This is a genomic window from Halosegnis marinus (genome assembly GCF_029338355.1).
Lineage (GTDB): Archaea > Halobacteriota > Halobacteria > Halobacteriales > Haloarculaceae > Halosegnis > Halosegnis marinus.
This window is the reverse complement of sequence record NZ_CP119802.1, coordinates 239,202-256,900: the sequence shown is the minus strand read 5'-3', so window position 1 is coordinate 256,900 and position 17,699 is coordinate 239,202. Positions and strand designations below refer to the sequence as shown.

At 64.7% G+C, this 17,699-nt stretch carries 20 protein-coding genes; 12 read left to right on the top strand and 8 right to left on the bottom strand.

The features are described from left to right. Positions 1-224: 224 nt before the first annotated feature. The gene (locus P2T37_RS01465) at positions 225-1,424 is read right to left on the bottom strand and encodes a LeuA family protein (RefSeq protein ID WP_276236200.1); all 1,200 of its coding nucleotides are present in this window, start codon (positions 1,422-1,424) and stop codon (positions 225-227) included. Positions 1,425-1,761: 337 nt separating this feature from the next. Between P2T37_RS01465 and P2T37_RS01460 the strand changes: the two genes are divergently transcribed. Continuing rightward, complete coding sequence (locus P2T37_RS01460; protein ID WP_276234965.1) at positions 1,762-2,049, top strand: DUF5779 family protein; 288 nt, start codon at positions 1,762-1,764, stop codon at positions 2,047-2,049. Here the strand turns inward: P2T37_RS01460 and P2T37_RS01455 are convergent. Then, a complete protein-coding gene (locus P2T37_RS01455; protein WP_276234963.1) occupies positions 2,046-2,546 on the bottom strand; it encodes a cupin domain-containing protein in 501 nt (166 codons plus the stop codon). The genes P2T37_RS01460 and P2T37_RS01455 overlap by 4 nt on opposite strands. An 86-nt stretch (positions 2,547-2,632) precedes the next feature. Here P2T37_RS01455 and P2T37_RS01450 point away from each other — a divergent pair, with 86 nt between their 5' ends. Together P2T37_RS01450 and P2T37_RS01445 are read left to right on the top strand one after the other, a co-directional pair. Further along, positions 2,633-3,301: a hypothetical protein gene (locus P2T37_RS01450; protein WP_276234962.1), complete on the top strand. Its 669-nt coding sequence runs from the start codon at positions 2,633-2,635 to the stop codon at positions 3,299-3,301. A 71-nt stretch (positions 3,302-3,372) separates the two neighbouring features. After that, the gene (locus P2T37_RS01445) at positions 3,373-5,457 is read left to right on the top strand and encodes a hypothetical protein (protein WP_276234961.1); all 2,085 of its coding nucleotides are present in this window, start codon (positions 3,373-3,375) and stop codon (positions 5,455-5,457) included. Positions 5,458-5,469: 12 nt separating this feature from the next. On the opposite strand, the gene P2T37_RS01440 is transcribed toward P2T37_RS01445, so the two are convergent. Beyond that, a complete protein-coding gene (locus P2T37_RS01440) occupies positions 5,470-5,607 on the bottom strand; it encodes a DUF7503 family protein (protein ID WP_276234960.1) in 138 nt (45 codons plus the stop codon). A 168-nt stretch (positions 5,608-5,775) separates the two neighbouring features. Between P2T37_RS01440 and P2T37_RS01435 the strand changes: the two genes are divergently transcribed. Then, positions 5,776-6,186, top strand: coding sequence for a JAB/MPN domain protein-containing protein (locus tag P2T37_RS01435; protein WP_276234959.1), 411 nt, complete (start codon positions 5,776-5,778; stop codon positions 6,184-6,186). Here the strand turns inward: P2T37_RS01435 and P2T37_RS01430 are convergent. Beyond that, a complete protein-coding gene (locus P2T37_RS01430) occupies positions 6,183-6,392 on the bottom strand; it encodes a ribbon-helix-helix domain-containing protein (protein ID WP_276234958.1) in 210 nt (69 codons plus the stop codon). The genes P2T37_RS01435 and P2T37_RS01430 overlap by 4 nt on opposite strands. Positions 6,393-6,479: 87 nt before the next feature. Here P2T37_RS01430 and P2T37_RS01425 point away from each other — a divergent pair, with 87 nt between their 5' ends. Then, positions 6,480-6,803: a hypothetical protein gene (locus P2T37_RS01425; protein ID WP_276234957.1), complete on the top strand. Its 324-nt coding sequence runs from the start codon at positions 6,480-6,482 to the stop codon at positions 6,801-6,803. Here P2T37_RS01425 and aglJ read toward each other — a convergent pair. Further along, entirely contained in the window at positions 6,759-7,802 is a 1,044-nt protein-coding gene (gene aglJ / locus P2T37_RS01420; protein ID WP_276234956.1) for an S-layer glycoprotein N-glycosyltransferase AglJ, read from the bottom strand. The genes P2T37_RS01425 and aglJ overlap by 45 nt on opposite strands. 46 nt (positions 7,803-7,848) lie before the next feature. Beyond that, the gene (locus P2T37_RS01415; protein ID WP_276234955.1) at positions 7,849-8,010 is read right to left on the bottom strand and encodes a hypothetical protein; all 162 of its coding nucleotides are present in this window, start codon (positions 8,008-8,010) and stop codon (positions 7,849-7,851) included. Positions 8,011-8,105: 95 nt separating this feature from the next. Here P2T37_RS01415 and P2T37_RS01410 point away from each other — a divergent pair, with 95 nt between their 5' ends. Together P2T37_RS01410 and P2T37_RS01405 are read left to right on the top strand one after the other, a co-directional pair. Further along, positions 8,106-8,963: a TrmB family transcriptional regulator gene (locus tag P2T37_RS01410; RefSeq protein WP_276234954.1), complete on the top strand. Its 858-nt coding sequence runs from the start codon at positions 8,106-8,108 to the stop codon at positions 8,961-8,963. Between the two features lie 25 nt (positions 8,964-8,988). Next, positions 8,989-9,450: an NUDIX domain-containing protein gene (locus P2T37_RS01405; RefSeq protein ID WP_276234953.1), complete on the top strand. Its 462-nt coding sequence runs from the start codon at positions 8,989-8,991 to the stop codon at positions 9,448-9,450. Positions 9,451-9,526: 76 nt separating this feature from the next. Here the strand turns inward: P2T37_RS01405 and P2T37_RS01400 are convergent, their stop codons facing one another. Beyond that, entirely contained in the window at positions 9,527-11,065 is a 1,539-nt protein-coding gene (locus P2T37_RS01400) for a flippase (RefSeq protein ID WP_276234952.1), read from the bottom strand. A 106-nt stretch (positions 11,066-11,171) separates the two neighbouring features. Between P2T37_RS01400 and P2T37_RS01395 the strand changes: the two genes are divergently transcribed. The 5 genes from P2T37_RS01395 (at position 11,172) to P2T37_RS01375 (ending at position 16,699) form a co-directional block, all read left to right on the top strand. Continuing rightward, positions 11,172-12,233 carry a GDP-mannose 4,6-dehydratase gene (locus P2T37_RS01395; RefSeq protein ID WP_276234951.1) on the top strand — a complete coding sequence of 354 codons (1,062 nt, stop codon included), beginning with the start codon at positions 11,172-11,174 and terminating at the stop codon, positions 12,231-12,233. Next, positions 12,230-13,192, top strand: coding sequence for a GDP-L-fucose synthase family protein (locus P2T37_RS01390; protein ID WP_276234948.1), 963 nt, complete (start codon positions 12,230-12,232; stop codon positions 13,190-13,192). Before P2T37_RS01395 ends, P2T37_RS01390 begins: the two co-directional genes overlap by 4 nt. A 98-nt stretch (positions 13,193-13,290) precedes the next feature. Next, positions 13,291-14,280 carry a glycosyltransferase family 17 protein gene (locus P2T37_RS01385; RefSeq protein WP_276234947.1) on the top strand — a complete coding sequence of 330 codons (990 nt, stop codon included), beginning with the start codon at positions 13,291-13,293 and terminating at the stop codon, positions 14,278-14,280. Between the two features lie 85 nt (positions 14,281-14,365). After that, positions 14,366-15,748, top strand: a complete 1,383-nt coding sequence (locus P2T37_RS01380; RefSeq protein WP_276234946.1) for a sulfatase-like hydrolase/transferase — start codon at positions 14,366-14,368, stop codon at positions 15,746-15,748. Between the two features lie 57 nt (positions 15,749-15,805). Beyond that, positions 15,806-16,699 (top strand): glycosyltransferase family 2 protein, encoded by an 894-nt coding sequence (locus tag P2T37_RS01375; protein WP_276234945.1) that lies wholly within the window; start codon positions 15,806-15,808, stop codon positions 16,697-16,699. Here P2T37_RS01375 and aglG read toward each other — a convergent pair whose 3' ends face one another. Next, on the bottom strand, positions 16,700-17,623 hold the full coding sequence (aglG, locus tag P2T37_RS01370) for a glucosyl-dolichyl phosphate glucuronosyltransferase (RefSeq protein WP_276234944.1): 924 nt from the start codon (positions 17,621-17,623) through the stop codon (positions 16,700-16,702). It abuts the gene before it with no gap. Between the last annotated feature and the right edge of the window lie 76 nt (positions 17,624-17,699).

Genomic DNA, 17,699 nt, shown 5'->3' with positions numbered 1-17,699 from the left:
GTGGTACTGGTCGGTCGACGGCGGTGCGCGCGGACTGTCGGGAGGAGTAGGGTGAGAGGCGGTTACGCCCCTACAATGACGGCCGCGACGCTCGTCGCCGGGCGACCGGCGGTCGTCGGGTCGCGTCGCATTGCCGGCACCTCGGCGTCGGGGGGTATAACCCTCGCCCACGCTGCAAGCCTTGCCGCGCGGCTGTCCGCGGACGGCGGCCGCGGCCGGTCGGCTCACGCCCGGACCTCCTCGCGGCGCTCGACGCCGACCTCCTCGGCGAACCGTTCGAGCGTCTCCATCGTGACGCGCTGTTTCTCCGCGCCGTAGTCCTTGACGCGACGGGTCACCTCGCGGACCTGCGTGTCCGTCGGGTCGTAGCCCGCGTCGGTCAGCCGCTCGCGGACGGAGTGCTGGCCGGTGTGCTTGCCCAGCACCAGTTCGCGCGTCGCGCCTACCATCTCCGGCGTCATCACGCCGGGTTCGAAGGTGTCGCTGTTCTCGATGACGCCCGCGGCGTGGATGCCGGACTCGTGGGAGAAGGCGTTGCGCCCCACCACCGGCTTGTTCGCCGGGACGGGCATCTCCGAGCGCTCCTCGACGAGCCGCGACAGCTCCGTGATGCGCGTCGTGTCGATGCCGGTGTCGATGCCGTACAGCGACTCGACGGCCATCACGACCTCCTCGTAGGCGGCGTTGCCGGCGCGCTCGCCGATGCCGTTGACCGACACCTGCGCCTGTGCCGCGCCGGCCTCGAAGCCGGCCAGCGCGTTGGCCGACGCCAGCCCGAAGTCGTCGTGGGTGTGGACGTCGATGCCCGCGTCCGTGTGTTCGCCGACGGTGCGGACCAGGTCCGCGAACCGCGTCGGCGTCCCGACGCCACAGGTGTCGGGGATGTTTATCCAGTCCGTCCCCGCCTCGGAGACGGCCTCGACGATCTCTCTCAGGAACGATTCGTCCGTCCGGGTCGCGTCCATCGGGGAGAACATGCACTCGACGCCCGCCTCCTTGACGCGCTCGACGGAGGCGACGGCCCGTTCGACCGCCTCCTCGCGGCTGGCGTGCATGCTGTCCTCCAGCTGGATGTCGCTGGTGGAGACGAAGACGTGGACCACGTCGACGCCGCTGTCGAGCGCGGCCTCCACGTCCCCGTCCACGACGCGGGCCAGTCCGCACACGTCCGTGTGCGAGGCCTCCGCGATGTCGCGGACGGCCTCGAACTCCGCGTCGGAGTTGACCGGGAACCCCGCCTCGATGACGTGGGTGCCCATCTCGTCGAGGACCGTCGCTATCTCGCGTTTGTCCTCGTAGGAGAAGGACGTGCGTGGCGACTGCTCGCCGTCCCGCAGCGTCGTGTCGAAAACCCGTGCGTCCTCTACCGCCGTGTCGTTAGTGTTGGCTAGCGTCCCGGCGAAGAACTCGACCCGCCGACTCAGTCGACGAAACCTCTTGTGTCATAGCAACCGTCCCGATGCCCGACGGGATATTTAACCGTTTCGTCGAGACAGATGTTGCCACGGAACGGAGTCGTCCCCGTCGCCGCCGCGCCAGCGGAAAACCGGACGACATCAATGCATGCGTGTGTGGATATATGTCCTAATACTCTCGGGGTGTGATTGGTTCCGCGCGCCGATTTAACTACGCGGTTCACTGAAACTTCCGCAATTCAGAGTGCGAAATATTCTCCTGCGCGGCTCGCGCGCGGTCCGCGGTGGACGTTCGGTCGCCCCCCGCGAGCGTGGCTTTTTGCTACCGGGGGTCGTGGCGACTCGCATGAGCGACTTCGACCTCGACCTCCAGACCGCGGAAGGGGAGATAGACCTCCCCGACGGCGACCGTATCGTGCTCGGCGTGCTCGACGGCTCCACCCCGCCGGGGGAGTGGGTCGCGGCCGTCGAGGCGGGCAACACCCTCGTGCTCGACATCGAGGGGGAGCTCCCCGAACTCGCGGAGGGGTTCGCCCCCCGCGTGAAGGAACTCGGCGGCGAGCTGATGCACTTCCGCGGCTTCCTCGTCGTCTCGCCGCCCGGCGTCGAGATAGACACCGGCCTCCTGGGTTAGGGGCCGGGCGTGAGCCGGTCCGTCTCGGCGCCACAGGCCGCACAGGAGAGGACGTACACCGTCGTCTCGTCCACCTCCTCGGCGCGGTAGTCGCGCCCGGTCGTCTCCCCGCACTCGGGACACTCCTCCTCGATGACCGCCCCGTCCGTCGCCTTCGGCGCGCCCGTCGCCACCAGCCGGCACCCGTCCCCGCCCGCGACGGCACGCTGCGGCTTGCCCCGCGGGACGAAGAACGCCTCTCCCGCCGCGACCTCGTACTCCCGTTCGGGCGTCTCCACGAGCAGGCTCCCGTCGAGCACGTAGAACAGCTCCTCGTGGTCGGGGTGACTGTGATACCCCCACGGTACCTTCTCGCCGGGGTCGGCTGTGACGACGTTGAAGCCGAACTCGGTCGCCCCGACCGCCTCGTCCACCTCCTTCTTGTGGCGGGTGGGGTTCGGCGCGTCGGGCAACTCGTCCACGACGACGTGGGCGTACTCGGTCGCGTGCTCGTCCATACGGCGTCGTTCCCCGCGAGCGTGTTAAGCCCTGCCGGCCTGCCGGCGAGCCACCGTTTAAGCGCCGCGCGCCCCTGCATGGAGACATGCCGATCAAGGGCTCGGGGTCCGGCGAACCGCGCGAGATAGACCGCTTCGACGGGGGCGTCGGCTGGCTGGCCTACCCAGACGAGGGGATGCAGCGGGCCTCCCACGCGCTCGCGACCGACGAGGGCGTGTGGCTCGTGGACCCCGTGGACGCCGACGGCGTCGAGGGGATATACGGCGACCTCGGCGAGGTGGCGGGCGTCGTCCTCCTCCTCGACCGCCACGGCCGCGACGCCGTGACGTTCGCCGAGCGCCACGACGTGGACGTGTACGCGCCCGCGTGGATGACGGACATCGACGCCGACACGGAGACCGAACCGCTCGGCGACGCGCTCGCGGACACGGCCTACTCCGTCGAGCGGCTGATGGACAACGGCTTCTGGCAGGAGGCGGCGCTGTTCGATTCCGAGGCCGGAACCCTGCTCGTCCCCGAGGCGGTCGGCACGGCGCCGTTCTTCCTCGCGGGCGACGAGCGGCTCGGGGTCCACCCGATGCTGCGGCTGTTCCCCCCGAAGCGGCTCCGGGAGTTCGACGCCGAGCGCGTGCTCGTCGGCCACGGCGCGGGCGTCCTCGACGACGCGAGCGACGCGATACGGGAGGCCGTCGCCACCTCGCGAAAGCGCGCGCCGACCGCCTATCTCAACGCGCTGAAGGGGCTCGTCTCCTGACGCCCCGGTAGGTTTTTGCGCGCACCTCGACAAGCCGGGGTACGAAATCGCGGGACGGGAGCGACGAGCGCATGACGGTATCAATCCGTGCGGCCGAGGACGACACCGGTCTCGTCATCGAGGACCGGATCGAACAGCGGCAGTGCCGGCTCCGGACGGACACGGCGGTCTCCCCCGAGCCGGCGACCCGCGAGTTCGCGTATCCGCTCGACGGCGCGGTGACGGTCACCGCGGGCCGGCTCAGGGTCGAGGAGGTGCCGGGCGCGCTGTTGCGCGACGGCGACGGCGACGTCCTCGCCGACTTCGAACACTTCTCCGAGCGGCGCTTCCCGGCCGGCGAGTACGTCTTCGAGGTGTCCGGCCCCGTCAAGCTCTACGTGGCGCTCTCGGGACCGATGACCGTCGCGCTCGATGCGGTCACGATGACGATAACGGCCGACGACCCCACGGAGATGCTCGTCGGCGCGCGCTCGTACCACGAGCGGCCGGCGACGACGGTGACGACGACCGACGACCCGCACGACCTGATGCGGGCCGTCTCCGCGCTCCCCTCGGCGCTGAAGACGCTCTCGCCCGAGCGGTCGTTCCCCACCCTACGGGGCCACCCGCCCGAACTCGCCGTCGGCGAGGAACTCCACGTCCCCGAGATGCTGACGACGCCCGACTCGGGGCTCCACGTGGAGGTGCCCCCGGAACTCGGCCCGGTGTTCGTCGTCGCACCGCTGGCCTACTACCTCGGCGCCGACGTGCGACCCGGGCCGGTCCCGCGGCTGGTCGGCGACGACGGCTTCGAACACGTGCTCGACAGCCGCTACGGCTTCGAGCGGGAGGTCGAGCGCGTGCTCAAGCAGACGTTCCTCCTCGACTGTCTGACGCGCACTGAGGGCATCTACGACGTGCCGCTCCACGAGCGCGCCGCCGTGGAGGACGGGCTCGACCTCGACTTCGCCGCCCTGTACGACGCCGACCCGACCGACCGGCTGGCGCGCTACCTCGACGTGCCGTTCGACGCGGTCTCGGCGTACGTCCCGCAGTGGAAGCTCACCGCCCACGTCACGCCCGACGCGGACAGCGTCGAGACGCTCCCGTTCCTCGTGGACGACCTCGCCGTCGTGCGCACGCCGGCCGACCGCGAGCCGACGCGGAACCGGAGCCAGCTGGCCGCCATCGAGGAGTTCACGCGTACCCGGGCCGCCGGCGGGGTCGCGACGCGCTCGCGGGCCGGGCGCGCCCGCGACGAGGAGACGTGGTCGCCCCCGGTCATCGAACCCGAGAGCGCCGACTCCATCGAACAGGCGTGGGTCGGCCCCGGCGCGCCGGTCGGCGCCTCGAAGGCGCTCCCGCAGGCGTTCCGCAACCGCCTCGACCGCGGCGAGAAGGAAGGGGACGTGGAGATCGTCGTCGTCTGCAACGACGACGAGATGCTCGACGAACACGAGACCGCCCGCGGCGTCTACGGGTCGCGCGAGGAACTCCCCTTCGAGGTGACGTTCTACGAGGACCTCACGACCGACCGGCTCGCCATCGTCCTCGAGTCCGAGGTCGACTACTTCCACTACATCGGCCACATCGAGCGCGAGGGGTTCCGCTGTTCCGACGGGATGCTCGACGTGCGCGAGCTCGACGCCGTCGCCATGGACACCTTCTTCCTCAACGCCTGCACCTCGTACGAGCAGGGGATGGCGCTCATCGAGAAGGGCGCCGTCGGCGGCATCGTCACCCTCGACGAGGTCATCAACAGCGGCGCGATCCGGGTCGGGAAGGCGATGTCGCGGCTCCTGAACCGGGGGTTCCCGCTGCGCGCTGGACTGAACATCGCGGCCGAACGCTCCATCGTCGGCAATCAGTACATCGTCATCGGCGACGGGAACATGGATATCGCGCACGCCGAGAGTCTGATTCCGAACCTGCTCGAGGTGAACCAGACAGACGAGGACACGTACGACGTGTTCTATCGCTCGTACTACGCCGGACGTTTAGGCGTCGGCACGATGACCAGACCGAACTTCGAAGGAAACGACGAACACTACCTCATCGGTAGCCCTGTTGCGGATTTCACCGTCGATAAGCAGTCACTCCGCGATTTCCTTTCGCTCGAAGTCATCCCTCTCCAGATAGGCCACGACTTCGCGTGGAGCGACGAGTTCAGTTTCTGACCGCGTTCGATTTCACGGCCCGACGATCGGGTTGCTGTTCCCCGCCATGACGCCGCCCGCCTGCGTGAGCAGCAGCATCATCGTGAACAGGGCGCCGGCCATCTTCGGGTGCTGGGCAACGAACTCCGAAACCGAGCTTGCATCGGACATTACACCCTACCGGATGGCCCGCGTTGTTATAAAGTTTTTGTCACAAATGTGGTGTAAATAAAGCCGTTCGGCGGGGAGTATCGAACTACAGTCACCCGGGACACATCAATAAAGGGCTGTTTAGTCGCGCGACGACGGGATTATCCGGGCCGACGCGTAATACCGGACGTGGTGTACGCGACGGCCGGACTGGTGGACGCCCTGCTCGACATCGCCGGCGACCGCGACCCGTCGTCGGTGACGGTCGCGCTGACGACGCGCCCGGCGGGGGAACTCGACGGCGCGGTCGACCTCGACCCGGACCGACAGGTGTACACGGACTTCTACCTCCCCGACACCGGCGGCTCCGTGCGGGCGGTGTTCGGGATGGACCTCGGAACCCCGGGCTCGCAGGGGCGGTTCGTCTCCCACCCGGCCGGGCCCGCCGAACTCACCCGCGAGGACGACCTCCACGAGGTGGTGTTCGTCGCCGTGCCGCCGTACGAGCGCGACTCGGTACGCGCGTTCGACCGCAGCGGCCGCCGGCTGGAGCTGACGCTCCTCGACGCCGCGCCCCCGGAAGTCGCCTTCGAGGGCTAGCGCAGGTAGCCGAGGTCCTCCAGCTGGTCGGCTATCTCCTGGAACTCCGCCTCCGTGAGCTCGCCGCGCTTCTGGTGCTGGATGACGATGCTCCGGAGCAGGAAGCGCACGAGGTCCGACGTCGACGAGAAACTGGTTCCCTCGATGGTCCCCTCGACGCGCTCCGCGAGGTCCTTCGGGATGGAGACGGTGGTGTACTCCGTCATAGCCGCCCCTGGGGCGGCCGGGCGGTTGTGGCTGTCGGTCGGGACGGCTCCGACGCGTTTTCGGCACCGGAGCGCGAACCGCCGGTAATGGGTGTCCGACCACCGACGGGCGACAGCACGGACGACCCCGACACGCTCGCGTTCGGCATCGCCGCGCTCGACCCGCACCTCGACGGCGTCGAGTTCCCCGTCACCGCGGAGGAACTCGTCGAGCGGACCGGCGACCCCGCAGTCCCGTACGACGCGGCGGGCAGCGAGGTCCGACTCTCGGAGGCCGTCGCGGAGACGAGGAGTCGCCGCTTCGAGTCCGAACGCCGGCTGCTCGACGAGCTCCACCCCGTCTTCGAGGAGCGCCGCGAGCGCGCGTCACTGAGCGTCATCGCGCGGCTGCGCGGCCTGCTCCCGTTCTGAGTCGTCCGGGTCGACGGCCGCCGTTTTCGCCTCGGTCTCCCAGTCGCCGCGCGCGACCGCCTCGTCTGCCCCCGAGAGCTGTTCGGCCAGCTCCTCCAGCCGGCGGGTCTGTTCGCGGTTCACCGCGACCACGATGTCCGAGAGCACGCCGAACATCACCAGCTGAACCCCGAGGATGATGCCGGCGGCCGCGACGACGGCGAGCGCCTCGTGCGAGACGGGCGGCTCGACCACGAACCACTCGTAGGCGACGTAGCCGGCGACGGCGAGCCCCGCGAACAACGAGGCGACGCCGACGCTCCCGAAGTAGAACAGGGGGTTGTTCGTCTTCGCCAGCCGGTACAGCGTGAGGAAGATGCGCGCGCCGTCCTTCACGGGGTGGAGGTTCGTCTCGGACTCGTCCGGACGCGCCCCGTAGGTGACGGGGACGACCTCGACGTGCGTCCCGTGTTTCACCGCTTCGACGGCCAGCTCCGTCTCGATGCCGAAGCCGTCGGCCGACAGCGAGTAGCGGTCGAACGACTCGCGGGTGAACGCCCGGTAGCCCGAGAGGATGTCCGCGAAGTCCCGGCCGTGGATGAGCCGGAAGGCGCCGTTCGTGAGGCGGTTCCCGACGCCGTTGAGCCGGGTCATCGCCCCGTCCTCCATGTCGGCGAACCGGTCGCCGATGACGTGGTCCGCGCGCCCCTCGGCTATGGGCGCGACCATTCGCCCGGCGTCGGCGGCCCGGTAGGTGCCGTCGGCGTCGGCCATCAATACGACGGGGGCGTCTATCTCCTCGGCGACCGCCTGCCGGACGGCCTGTCCCTTCCCCGTGCCGCGCTGTTCGACCACGCGGGCGCCCGCCTCGCGCGCGAGCTCCCGCGTCCCGTCCGTCGAGCCGCCGTCGACGACGAGGACGCGCTCGAAGCCGTGGTCGCGGAAGTCCCGCACCACGTCGCCGACCGTCCGCTCCTCGTTCATCGTCGGCAACAGCACGCAGACGTCGGCGCGGTCCATCGTCGGACGGTGCGCCGCCCGCCGGTGAAAAGGTTCCGACAGCCCGTTACTCGTCGCGCGACTCGCTCGTGTGTTTCCACACCTCGACGCAGCCGCAGCCGTCGTCGAGGTCGGCGAGGTGGGCGTCGAGGGCCTCCCCGTCGTCGGACTCGGCTTGCTCGTCGGGAGCGGGCGCGTCGGGCGTCGTCTCGGAGGGCGTGTCGGACATGGTTACTCGGTATACGAGTAACTATTTGGAAGGAACAAATACCTTCCGGGGACGGTTCCCCGGCCACTTATGCGTCGCCGGGAGCCAGCGGGGGTATGAGCGACGTGGGGCTGTTCGAGACGCTGGGGCTGACGGAGTACGAGGCGACGGCGCTCGCCGAACTGCTCCGCGTCGGCCGGACGACGGCCCCCAACCTCGCGGAGGCGACCGGCATCCCGAAGGCCCGCATCTACGGCGTGCTCGACTCGCTGGCCGACGACGGCTACCTGAAGGTGATTCCCGGCCGCCCGAAGGAGTACCAGCCCCACGACCCCGAGACGGTGCTCGCCCGCGCGAAGGAGAACAAGCGCCAGGAGTACGAGTCGTTCGAGCGCGCCGTCGACGAGGAGCGCGACGCCTTCCTCTCGCGGTTCGAACCCGCCTTCGCGAGCGCCGCCGGCGGCGTGACGCCCGCCGAGGAGCTGTTCTACGTCGTGGACGTGGGGGACCCCTCGGAGTCGGAGACCCGGCGGCTCTACCACGAGGCCGAGCGCGAGGCCTACGTCCTCACGAAGAGCTTCGAGTACCTCGACGCCGTCCGCCCGGCCATCGAGGACGCCATCGACCGCGGGGTCGCCGTCCACGCGCTGTTCTACCACCCGGACCTGCTCGACGACGCGGAGCGGCGCGTGCAGGCGGACGTAGTGGACACCATCCGCACGGACCTGCCGGCCATCGACTTCCGCTTCGCCACCGGTCCGCTCCCGTGGCGCGGCACCTTCGTCGACCCCAGCATGGACTACGATGGCGGCGAGGCGCTCTTCCTCGTGGAGGAACCGGACGTGCCGAACCACATGCGACAGGCCGCGCTCACCGAGAACGGCTCGTTCGTCGCGGGGTTCAAGCGGTACTTCGAGCTGGTGTGGGACCACGAGAGCATCGGCAGCCGCGGCGACGACCGACCGGGCCGTTAAGCCCGCGGGTCCCAATCAAAGATATATGCCGACCGACCCGATTCCCCTTCGCCAGTGGCGAACCGTCGTTGCGAACGTTCCTATCGTCTCAGTCGACCTACTCGTCACTACGGACGATGGTCTCCTCCTCGGAAAGCGTACGAACGAGCCCGCAAGGGGCTACTACTTCCCCCCCGGCGGTCGTGTCGAGAAGTTCGAGACCCGAACCGAGGCGGTACACCGCATCGCAGATGAGGAGTTGGGTCTCGACGTGGAGATAATCGAGTCGCTGGGTTCGTTCGAACACATCTACGATACTGCCGACGTCTCCGGGGTGAACGGCAAACACTACTTGGCGAACGGCTTCGTCGTCGCCGCTACCGGTGGTCGCCTGCAGCCCGACGACCAACACGAGAATCTCCGAGCATTCGTCGACCCTCCAACCCCCCTCCACCATTACCTCCGCACATACCTCGACGCTTCGGAAATCCTCCCCGACTGGTCGTAGCCTGAACCCCTAATCGCGACGACCCGGGTTCGCTAAAAGTACTCGACACACGCCTCGACGCTTAGCTACGATCGCGCTAGGGCATCAGCCGTCGGCCGATCCTTTTTATCGGCTCCAGATCGATGCCGAACCGTTCCTCTATACTATTCACGAGCATCACCTCCTCGGACTCGATACCTCCGAACCGCAGAATGGAGATCGCATAGAGCAGGGCGAAGACCAAGAATGCGGCTACGAGCGTGGCTGGCTCCGGAGCGGCCAGCCACCCCGCGACGAAGTAGACCATTAGAAACGTCGCAACGCCCGCAACTCCAGGTCGAATCATCGCGTTGGTCACGGGGACGATACCCACTTCGCGGTACAGCTGTCCCGAGAGGACAAGGTTCAGAACGACGTACGTCGCCGCGGTTGCGACACCTGCACCTAGCGGACCGTACCGGGGTATCAGTGCGATATTAAGCGCCATATTAAATATCGCCGCGCCGGCGTCGGCGTACAGGAGCATCTTAGATCTGCCGATTGACGCAGCTGTCTCACGGTTCAATCCCGCGACGGTGTGGACGAAAAAGCCGATAGCGAGCACCTGCAACGTGGTTGCCCCGGCCGTATACTTCGCACCGAACGTCAGCGCGATGAGCCGTGCCGGAAACAGCGAAATCACGAGAAACACTGGGAGAGTCGCGGTGAACACCCACTTGGTGACGACCTGGTACATCCGCTCCATCTCGTTCTCGCGACCGTCGGCATGTATCTCCGACAGAACTGGCATAAATACGAATGCGAACGCAGTTGTCGCCGTGTTCAGGAGCGTCGCGAGCGGATACACCGCGTTGTACAGCGCGACCTGTTCCGTTCCCCCGCTGAAGTACCCAAGCAACAGCGTGTCTATGTCATTGAAAACGATCGTTAGAACGCCCGAAAGGACGAGCGGCATCGAAAACGAGAGGAGCTCACGGTGGCGAAATACTGCCCCGACTGTCCGGTCGGGAACGTTCGTGTAGACGTACAGATATCCGAGTCCGAACAGCACGGGGACGACCCATCCGAACAGGTACGCGAGCGAGATGCGAAGTCCCGTCGCTCCGACCGCCACGACAATACCGATCGCGGCGATACGTGCGACCGGCTTTGCCGTGTTCTCTATCAGTACTTTGGGGGTCGTTCGTTGTTGTCCTTGGACCACTCCGATGATGAGCTGATGTGTTACCATCAGCGGCACGACGAACGAGAACACGCGAAAGACCGGAGCGACTTCCGGGCTGTCGAACGCGACTCGCGAAAGGGTGGGGGAGATGAGGTACAGCGCCACGCCGAAGACGACGCTTATGGGAACCGCGAGCGACGCCGCGGACAGCACGACCCCGCGCTTCTCGGCCGCCGTATCGAAGCGGGGGAGATATCTGGCGACTCCTTCGTGAAGCCCGAGCTGTGCGGCTGTCGCGGCGATCATAGCCACCGTCGTACCGAGAACGACGCCGCCGAAATCCGCCACGCTAAGCTCTCTGGCGACGATGAGCTTTCCGACGAACGAGATACCCAACTGAAGGAGGAGCCCGAAGAGCAGTATCCCTCCGCCCTTGAACAGTTTTCGTACCGAGTCGTCGATGCTAACCATGTCGCGCGATGCCGAACACTCCCGGTGTTGGGTTAATAATCCCCTGTTCTCGCCGTGAGAAAGGAAGCTACATTACCGAGAAAACACGTCCTCTATACATAACAAGATGGACCTGAACACCGCCCTCGCGGACCGTCCCGTCTTCGTGACTGGCGCCGATGGCTTCGTCGGCTCACACCTGACCGAGCGACTTGTCGACCTCGGCGCGGACGTACATGTGTTCGTTCGTGCGACCTCTAGCGGCGAACTGAACAACATCCGCCACCTCACGGACAGCCTGACGGTACACCGCGGGGACCTCCGGGACCAACACTCCGTCAGGGAGGCGCTCGCGTCGCTCCGGGACCACAGTGGTATCATCGTCTTCCATCTCGCCGCCCAAGCCCACGTCGGCGAGTCGTGGGACCGACCGTACGAGACAGTCGACACGAATGTCAATGGGACCCTCAACCTGCTCCAGTCCATCGTGGACTTGGACCTCGACGTCACGAAGGTCGATACCGCCGGCACTAGTGAGGAGTACGGTAACGTGAAGGAGGAGATGACGGACAAACACGACCGTGGAGAAGACGGCCGTGTCCTGCTTAGCGAGCGGTCGCCTGTGAACCCGACCAGCGTGTACGCCACGTCGAAGTTGGCGGCCGACTTCCTCACGATGAACTATCACGACGCGTACGGATTGCCGACGGTTACTACCCGGATGTTCAACAACTATGGTCCGCGGCAGAACCCGCGATACATCACCGGGACAATCATCACTCAGGCGCTGGAACGCGAAATCGTCGAACTCGGGAATCTCGAGCCGAAGCGCGACCTCTGTTACGTACAGGACGGGGTTCGCGGCCACCTCCACGTGGCCCTCGCGGGCTCCTCGGGCGAACAGTACGTCTACGGTTACGGCGAGAACATCTCGATGCGCGACTGGACGAATCTGATTCTCGACGTCGGCACGGACCACGGCTACTGGGAACGACCCGAGATTGTCCAGGACGAGGGACGGTACCGTCCCGGCGATAGCGATGTCGAGGAACTGCTCGTCGGCTACGAGAAACTCAACGAGGAGACCGGCTGGGAACCGCAGGTGTCATGGGAAGAGGGCATCCAGCGTACGATCGACTGGTACGCGAACAACACCGACGCCTGGTACGGCCGCGTGGACTGGCGATGACAGACTGGCATCGTGAGACGGCTGACTTCTGGGACGACAAGTCGGTCCTGGTAACCGGCGGAACAGGGTTCCTAGGGAGCCACCTCGTGGACGAACTGGAACGGCGAAGCGATACAGTTGATATCTCTGCCCCGACGAGCGACGAGTACGATCTCCGCGAGAAGGAGGAGATACACGAGGCGCTTGCGGCGTGTAAACCCGACGTCGTCGTCCACCTCGCGGCGACCGTAGGTGGCATCGGGGCTAATCGACGGAATCCGGGCAAGTACTTCTACGAGAACGCGATCATGGGAATCGAACTGATGGAACAGGCCCGCCGGTTCGGTGTAGAGAAGTTCACCATCCTGGGTACCATCTGCTCGTACCCGAACCACACCGAGATCCCCTTCAGCGAGGAAGATCTGTTTGACGGGTACCCGGAGGAAACGAACGCGCCGTACGGTATCGCAAAGAAAGCGCTCCTGACTCAGTCGTGGGCGTATCGACAGCAGTACGGCTTCGACAGCATCTATCTGATGCCGGTGAACCTGTACGGTCCTCGCGACGACTTCGACCTCGAAACCTCGCACGTAATCCCCGCGATTATCCGGAAATGTATCGAGGCACAGGAGCGCGGTGACAGCTCGATTACTGCCTGGGGGACTGGCGAACCGACGCGCGAGTTCCTCTACGTAAAGGACGCGGCCGACGGCATCCTGACCGCGACCGAACGCTACGACAGTAGTGATCCCGTGAATCTGGGAAGTGGGCGGGAGATCAGCATCCACGACCTGGTGAACACAATCGTCGACGCCACCGGATTCGAGGGCACCGTCGAGTGGGATACCTCGAAACCGGACGGCCAACCCCGCCGGAAACTCGATACGACGCGGGCCGAGGAGCGATTCGGGTGGGAGGCGACGACGGACTTCGAGGAGGGGCTCGAACGGACTATCGGCTGGTTCAGGAAGCACAGATGAACCCGGTCGGCTGCCTCTTGGCTCTTTACGGCGCGACGAGGCTCTGGTGTGCGGGCCGGATGCTTCTTGGCGGTCCGTGCCCCCGCTACTGACAGCGAATGCTCTCGAAACTCTCCACCGCGATACGAACGCTCCGCGAGGACGGTGCTGTCTCGCTACTGAAACACATCCGGTCGGACCTGTTCCCCGCCCGCGATCGTCTCCGGGAGGCCCGCGGCCCCTCGACGGATATCTACGACTGCTTCATCTTCTACAACGAGGTAGAGGTGCTGAAGCTCCGACTTAACGAACTCGACGACGTCGTGGACAAGTTCGTCCTCGTCGAAGCAACAGAGACCTTCCAGGGTGACGACAAGGAACTTCACTTCGAGCAGAACCGTGAGCAGTTTGCCGACTTCGAGGATAGAATAATCCACCACGTTGTGGAGTATCCCGAGAACCTGACGAGCGCGTGGGAGAGAGAATATTATCTGCGTGACTCCATTCACGAGGCGCTAAAGATCAAGTCGAATATCTCTCCGGAAGACGAGCTGATTATATCAGACGCCGACGAGGTCCCGAGGCCGCGGGCGGTCGAACGCGGCGTGAATACTTCCGGTATCAAGATACTCTCTCAGAGCCTTCACTACTACTACTTCAACTACGTCCTCGACGGCGGCTCCCTCTGGCTCGGCCCGGTGATGTCGAAGTACCGTGACCTCACGTCTCCCCAGGACTTCCGGGACCGCTACACCCAACACCGGGAGGACATTGGTGGGGTCCCCGAACGACCCTATCTGTTCGTCCTACAACTCCTGTTGAGCGTCGGAAACCAGCGGAGAGTGACGATCCTCCCCGACGCAGGATGGCACTTCAGTTACATCGGTGACGTGGAATACATGATCGACAAAATAGAGACGTTTTCACATACCGAACTGAACGAGGAGCAGTTCAAGGATCGCGAGCGGATAGAGCGTGCCATCGCAAACGGTCGGGACCTGTTCGGTGAGGGGCTTCGGTTCAACGCCATCGACGTCGGCGAGCGACTGCCAGCGTATCTACGCGTCAACGAGGCGGAGTTCTCCGACTACCTCTATAGGGACGGGTAGCTATGGCCGACTGTCACGGTCGAACCAGTCTCCTATCCCGCGGGAGAACTAGACTTAATGTGTCGTCGCAACCATCTTTCACCGAATGAGAAACGTCGTTCTGTTCGTCCTCGACTCGGTGAGAAAGGACGTCTTCGACGAGGTCGCGGTACGACTACGGTCGCGTGCAGACGTGGAGTACGAACAGTGCCGAGCGGCGAGTTCCTGGAGCGTCCCCAGCCACGCGAGCCTCTTTACCGGCGAACTACCGTCCGAACACGGCGTCCACACGTACGCGCGCCACTACACCAACGTGTCCGACGACGACACGTTCCTGTCGCGTATGCCCGACCACCGAACTGTCGGAGTGAGTGCCAACGTGTTCGCGGGCGACGACTTCGGTTTCGACGGACTGTTCGACGACTTCGTTGGAATCTCTTCCAACCGGAGATTTCCTAGCGGGATCGATGTCTCGAATTTCGGCCGCGAGTGTGAGTACAATGGGATTCGGAAGCACTTGGCGTTCGCGGTCGCGTCGGCCAAACACGAACACCCGGTTCGAAGCTTCCTGAACGGCGTCCACGTCACGCTCGACGACCTCAGCAAACAACTCCCGGTAAAGAAGCCCTTCGACAGGGGTTGTCGTGCTGTCGAGCGGTCTATTCGAAAACGTACACTGGGCGGAGGGAGTCGGGAGCCGTTCTTCCTCTTTGCCAACTTCATGGACGCCCACGGCCCGCTGACGCCGATGCGCGGGTTCGACAATGAGTACTTCGACACGCCGTCGACTTGGAAGTCCGAGGACGTCGACTGGGACGCCGAGGCGAAAAAGGAGCAATCTGACGAGATCGAACGATACGTGGGTCTGTACCGAGCCGCCGTTGACTACCTCGATAGGCGACTCAGTCGGCTCATAGACGACATCCAGAAGGCGACCTCTGAACCGACGACGTTCGTCGTCTCGGCCGACCACGGGGAGAACCTCGGCGGTCCCGTGGACGACTACCTCTTCGAACACTCGGACTGTAGCCTCTCGGAGGGACTGCTTCACGTTCCGGCCCTGATTATCGACTCACCCGAGGGACCGGCCCCCCGGACGGACCGATACGTCTCCCACCGGGACTTCGGAACGCTGCTCGCCGGTCTTTCTGTCGGTGATATCCCGGATATCTCCGCCGAACGGATCGCGGCCGAGCGGATTGGCAACAACAGACCGAACTCCGACGAAGAGCGGCTGGCTCGGTGTGTCTATCATGATGGGTTCAAGGACTACTGGGACAGCAAGGGGCGAGTCGCGCGGTATCGGATTCACGCCGACGTTCCGTCCCATCAAGAACTTCTCGAGGATATTCCGTCCATCGCCGATCTTGAAGCGGAACTGTTCGGCGAGGACATCGAGACCGCTCACGAGCGAGCACGGACCCGGCGTTCGGACTCCGAGATTACCGTGGCGACGGAGGAGAAGCTCAAAGGGCTGGGATACCTCTAACGTCGGTATCGTACGCGAACGAAAATCATTACTCAAGGCCCTTGGAATTCCGACTCGATGTCTACCCGTACCTTCTCGGTTGTCACTCCATCCTACAATCAAGCCGAGTACCTCCCCGACAATCTCGCTTCGGTTGAGAACCAGAGTCACGGAGACATCCAACACATCGTCCTTGACGGGGGGTCCAACGACGGGTCACCGGAACTCATCGACGACTACGCCGGACGTGTCGACTACGATGTCCATTGGCGCTCCGAGCCGGACGGCGGGCAGTCGGCCGCGATAAACGAGGGATTCGATCGGGCGACGGGTGATGTGGTCGGGTGGCTGAACTCGGACGACGTGTACTTCGATACGAGTGTCTTCGAGCGCGTCAGCGAGTGGTTCGACAGAACTGGGGCCGACGTCATCTACGGCGACCTAGCGTATGTGGATGACCGGTCCCGGGTAACGGAACTCGATGTCCGGCCTGAATTCGACCGCCGGAAGCTCGCGTATCGAATTCTCATCGGCCAGCCGGCGGTATTCTTCCGAAACGAAGTGGTGAAAACACACCGTCTCGACACGTCGTTGCAGTTCTGCATGGATTACGAGTACTGGCTCAGAATCTCGGAGGAGTTCGACGTCCGCCACGTTCGCGACGTGTTCTCCGGGTTTCGACGCCACGAACAGCAGAAGACAGAGGATATGGACGCAGTCTCCGTCGAGACGGAGGATATGTTGTCACGGTATCGAGACTCCTTCGGCTCCTCCGTGGGGAGTACTGTTCTCGCCAACACGTACACCGAAGCGACTCGGTTCGTGCTGAGTCTCTACGAGTGTCTCGCCGTTTCGGCCCGGCCACCGGAGCTAGCGTTCGACGGCGAAATCGCTCCCTTTACGGAGCTGCTGTCAAACCTTGGTCCCTCCGTAGCGGATGTTCGAAAGGCGTGGCGTCGGCGGAAGTCGTGACTACTCGGTAAGGGTCTTGACGACCGCGTAGCCGTATCCAAGCGCGGTCGCTCCTATGAGGAGATGTAACATCACGAGACAGTCGATACGATCCAGCGACGGACGACGGATCGCCTCCCGGACTCGTCCGGGGATATATCTCGTCAACAGCTCACGAACGAACTCGCGCTCCGTCTCCGTCCCGTCCGCACTCGTCTCCTCGAGTCGGCGCTTGGAGTATCCCTGCCAGAATGAGCGTTCGAGTAGCCATCGTCGTTCCGTACGGTACTCGTAGATCTTGTGTTCGACCACCGCGTCGGGAATATACAGAACCCGGCGTCCGTACGTCCGTTCGAGGCGGACACACAGTTCTGTCTCCCCCCCTTGAAGATCGTTTTCTCCCCGTTTTCCCATCTCCGTCTTGAACCCGCCGAGTTCGAGGAACACCTCTCTGTCGAACGAGAGGTTCGAACTGAACGTGTTCCTCACGTACCCCTCGTCCTCACGGAATCCACGGTGAGTGACGCCGATGAGGAAGTAGAATTCAGGGGGGAGATACGTGGGCTCGCCGGCGAGCCAGTCGGGCATCATCTTCCCGCCTACCGCCACGGCGTCCCGACGGCGGTATCCGTCGACGATGTGTTCCGCCCAGTCCGGCGCGGCGACTGCATCGTCGTCGAGGAAGGCGACGACGTCGCCCGTCGCGAGATCCGCCCCCACGTTACGGCTGTGCGACAGGCCACGGTTCCGGTCGTTACAATAGACGGTCGTGTCCTCGTGGTCGCCGAAGTCGTCCCGTGCACGGTCGTACACCCTGTCCGTCCCGTCGACCACGACGACCAGCTCCACATCGTCGTGCGTCTGTCCGAGAACGCTCCTTGCGGCTTCACTGAACTCGGGATATCGATCGAGGGAGTACGTACACAGGACGACAGAGATTCGCACACGACCAACTGAATAATCCGGTATGAAATCACTTACGAATCTGCCGCAAGGCTCCGAAATCCCCATTCCAACTACT

Coding starts and splice junctions, on each gene's coding strand:
- P2T37_RS01460 (WP_276234965.1), top strand. CDS start 1,762: ATGAGCGACTTCGACCTCGACCTCCAGACCGCGGAAGGGGAGATAGAC.
- P2T37_RS01455 (WP_276234963.1), bottom strand. CDS start 2,546: ATGGACGAGCACGCGACCGAGTACGCCCACGTCGTCGTGGACGAGTTG.
- P2T37_RS01450 (WP_276234962.1), top strand. CDS start 2,633: ATGCCGATCAAGGGCTCGGGGTCCGGCGAACCGCGCGAGATAGACCGC.
- P2T37_RS01445 (WP_276234961.1), top strand. CDS start 3,373: ATGACGGTATCAATCCGTGCGGCCGAGGACGACACCGGTCTCGTCATC.
- P2T37_RS01440 (WP_276234960.1), bottom strand. CDS start 5,607: ATGTCCGATGCAAGCTCGGTTTCGGAGTTCGTTGCCCAGCACCCGAAG.
- P2T37_RS01430 (WP_276234958.1), bottom strand. CDS start 6,392: ATGACGGAGTACACCACCGTCTCCATCCCGAAGGACCTCGCGGAGCGC.
- P2T37_RS01425 (WP_276234957.1), top strand. CDS start 6,480: ATGGGTGTCCGACCACCGACGGGCGACAGCACGGACGACCCCGACACG.
- aglJ (WP_276234956.1), bottom strand. CDS start 7,802: ATGGACCGCGCCGACGTCTGCGTGCTGTTGCCGACGATGAACGAGGAG.
- P2T37_RS01415 (WP_276234955.1), bottom strand. CDS start 8,010: ATGTCCGACACGCCCTCCGAGACGACGCCCGACGCGCCCGCTCCCGAC.
- P2T37_RS01410 (WP_276234954.1), top strand. CDS start 8,106: ATGAGCGACGTGGGGCTGTTCGAGACGCTGGGGCTGACGGAGTACGAG.
- P2T37_RS01405 (WP_276234953.1), top strand. CDS start 8,989: ATGCCGACCGACCCGATTCCCCTTCGCCAGTGGCGAACCGTCGTTGCG.
- P2T37_RS01400 (WP_276234952.1), bottom strand. CDS start 11,065: ATGGTTAGCATCGACGACTCGGTACGAAAACTGTTCAAGGGCGGAGGG.
- P2T37_RS01395 (WP_276234951.1), top strand. CDS start 11,172: ATGGACCTGAACACCGCCCTCGCGGACCGTCCCGTCTTCGTGACTGGC.
- P2T37_RS01390 (WP_276234948.1), top strand. CDS start 12,230: ATGACAGACTGGCATCGTGAGACGGCTGACTTCTGGGACGACAAGTCG.
- P2T37_RS01385 (WP_276234947.1), top strand. CDS start 13,291: ATGCTCTCGAAACTCTCCACCGCGATACGAACGCTCCGCGAGGACGGT.
- P2T37_RS01380 (WP_276234946.1), top strand. CDS start 14,366: ATGAGAAACGTCGTTCTGTTCGTCCTCGACTCGGTGAGAAAGGACGTC.
- P2T37_RS01375 (WP_276234945.1), top strand. CDS start 15,806: ATGTCTACCCGTACCTTCTCGGTTGTCACTCCATCCTACAATCAAGCC.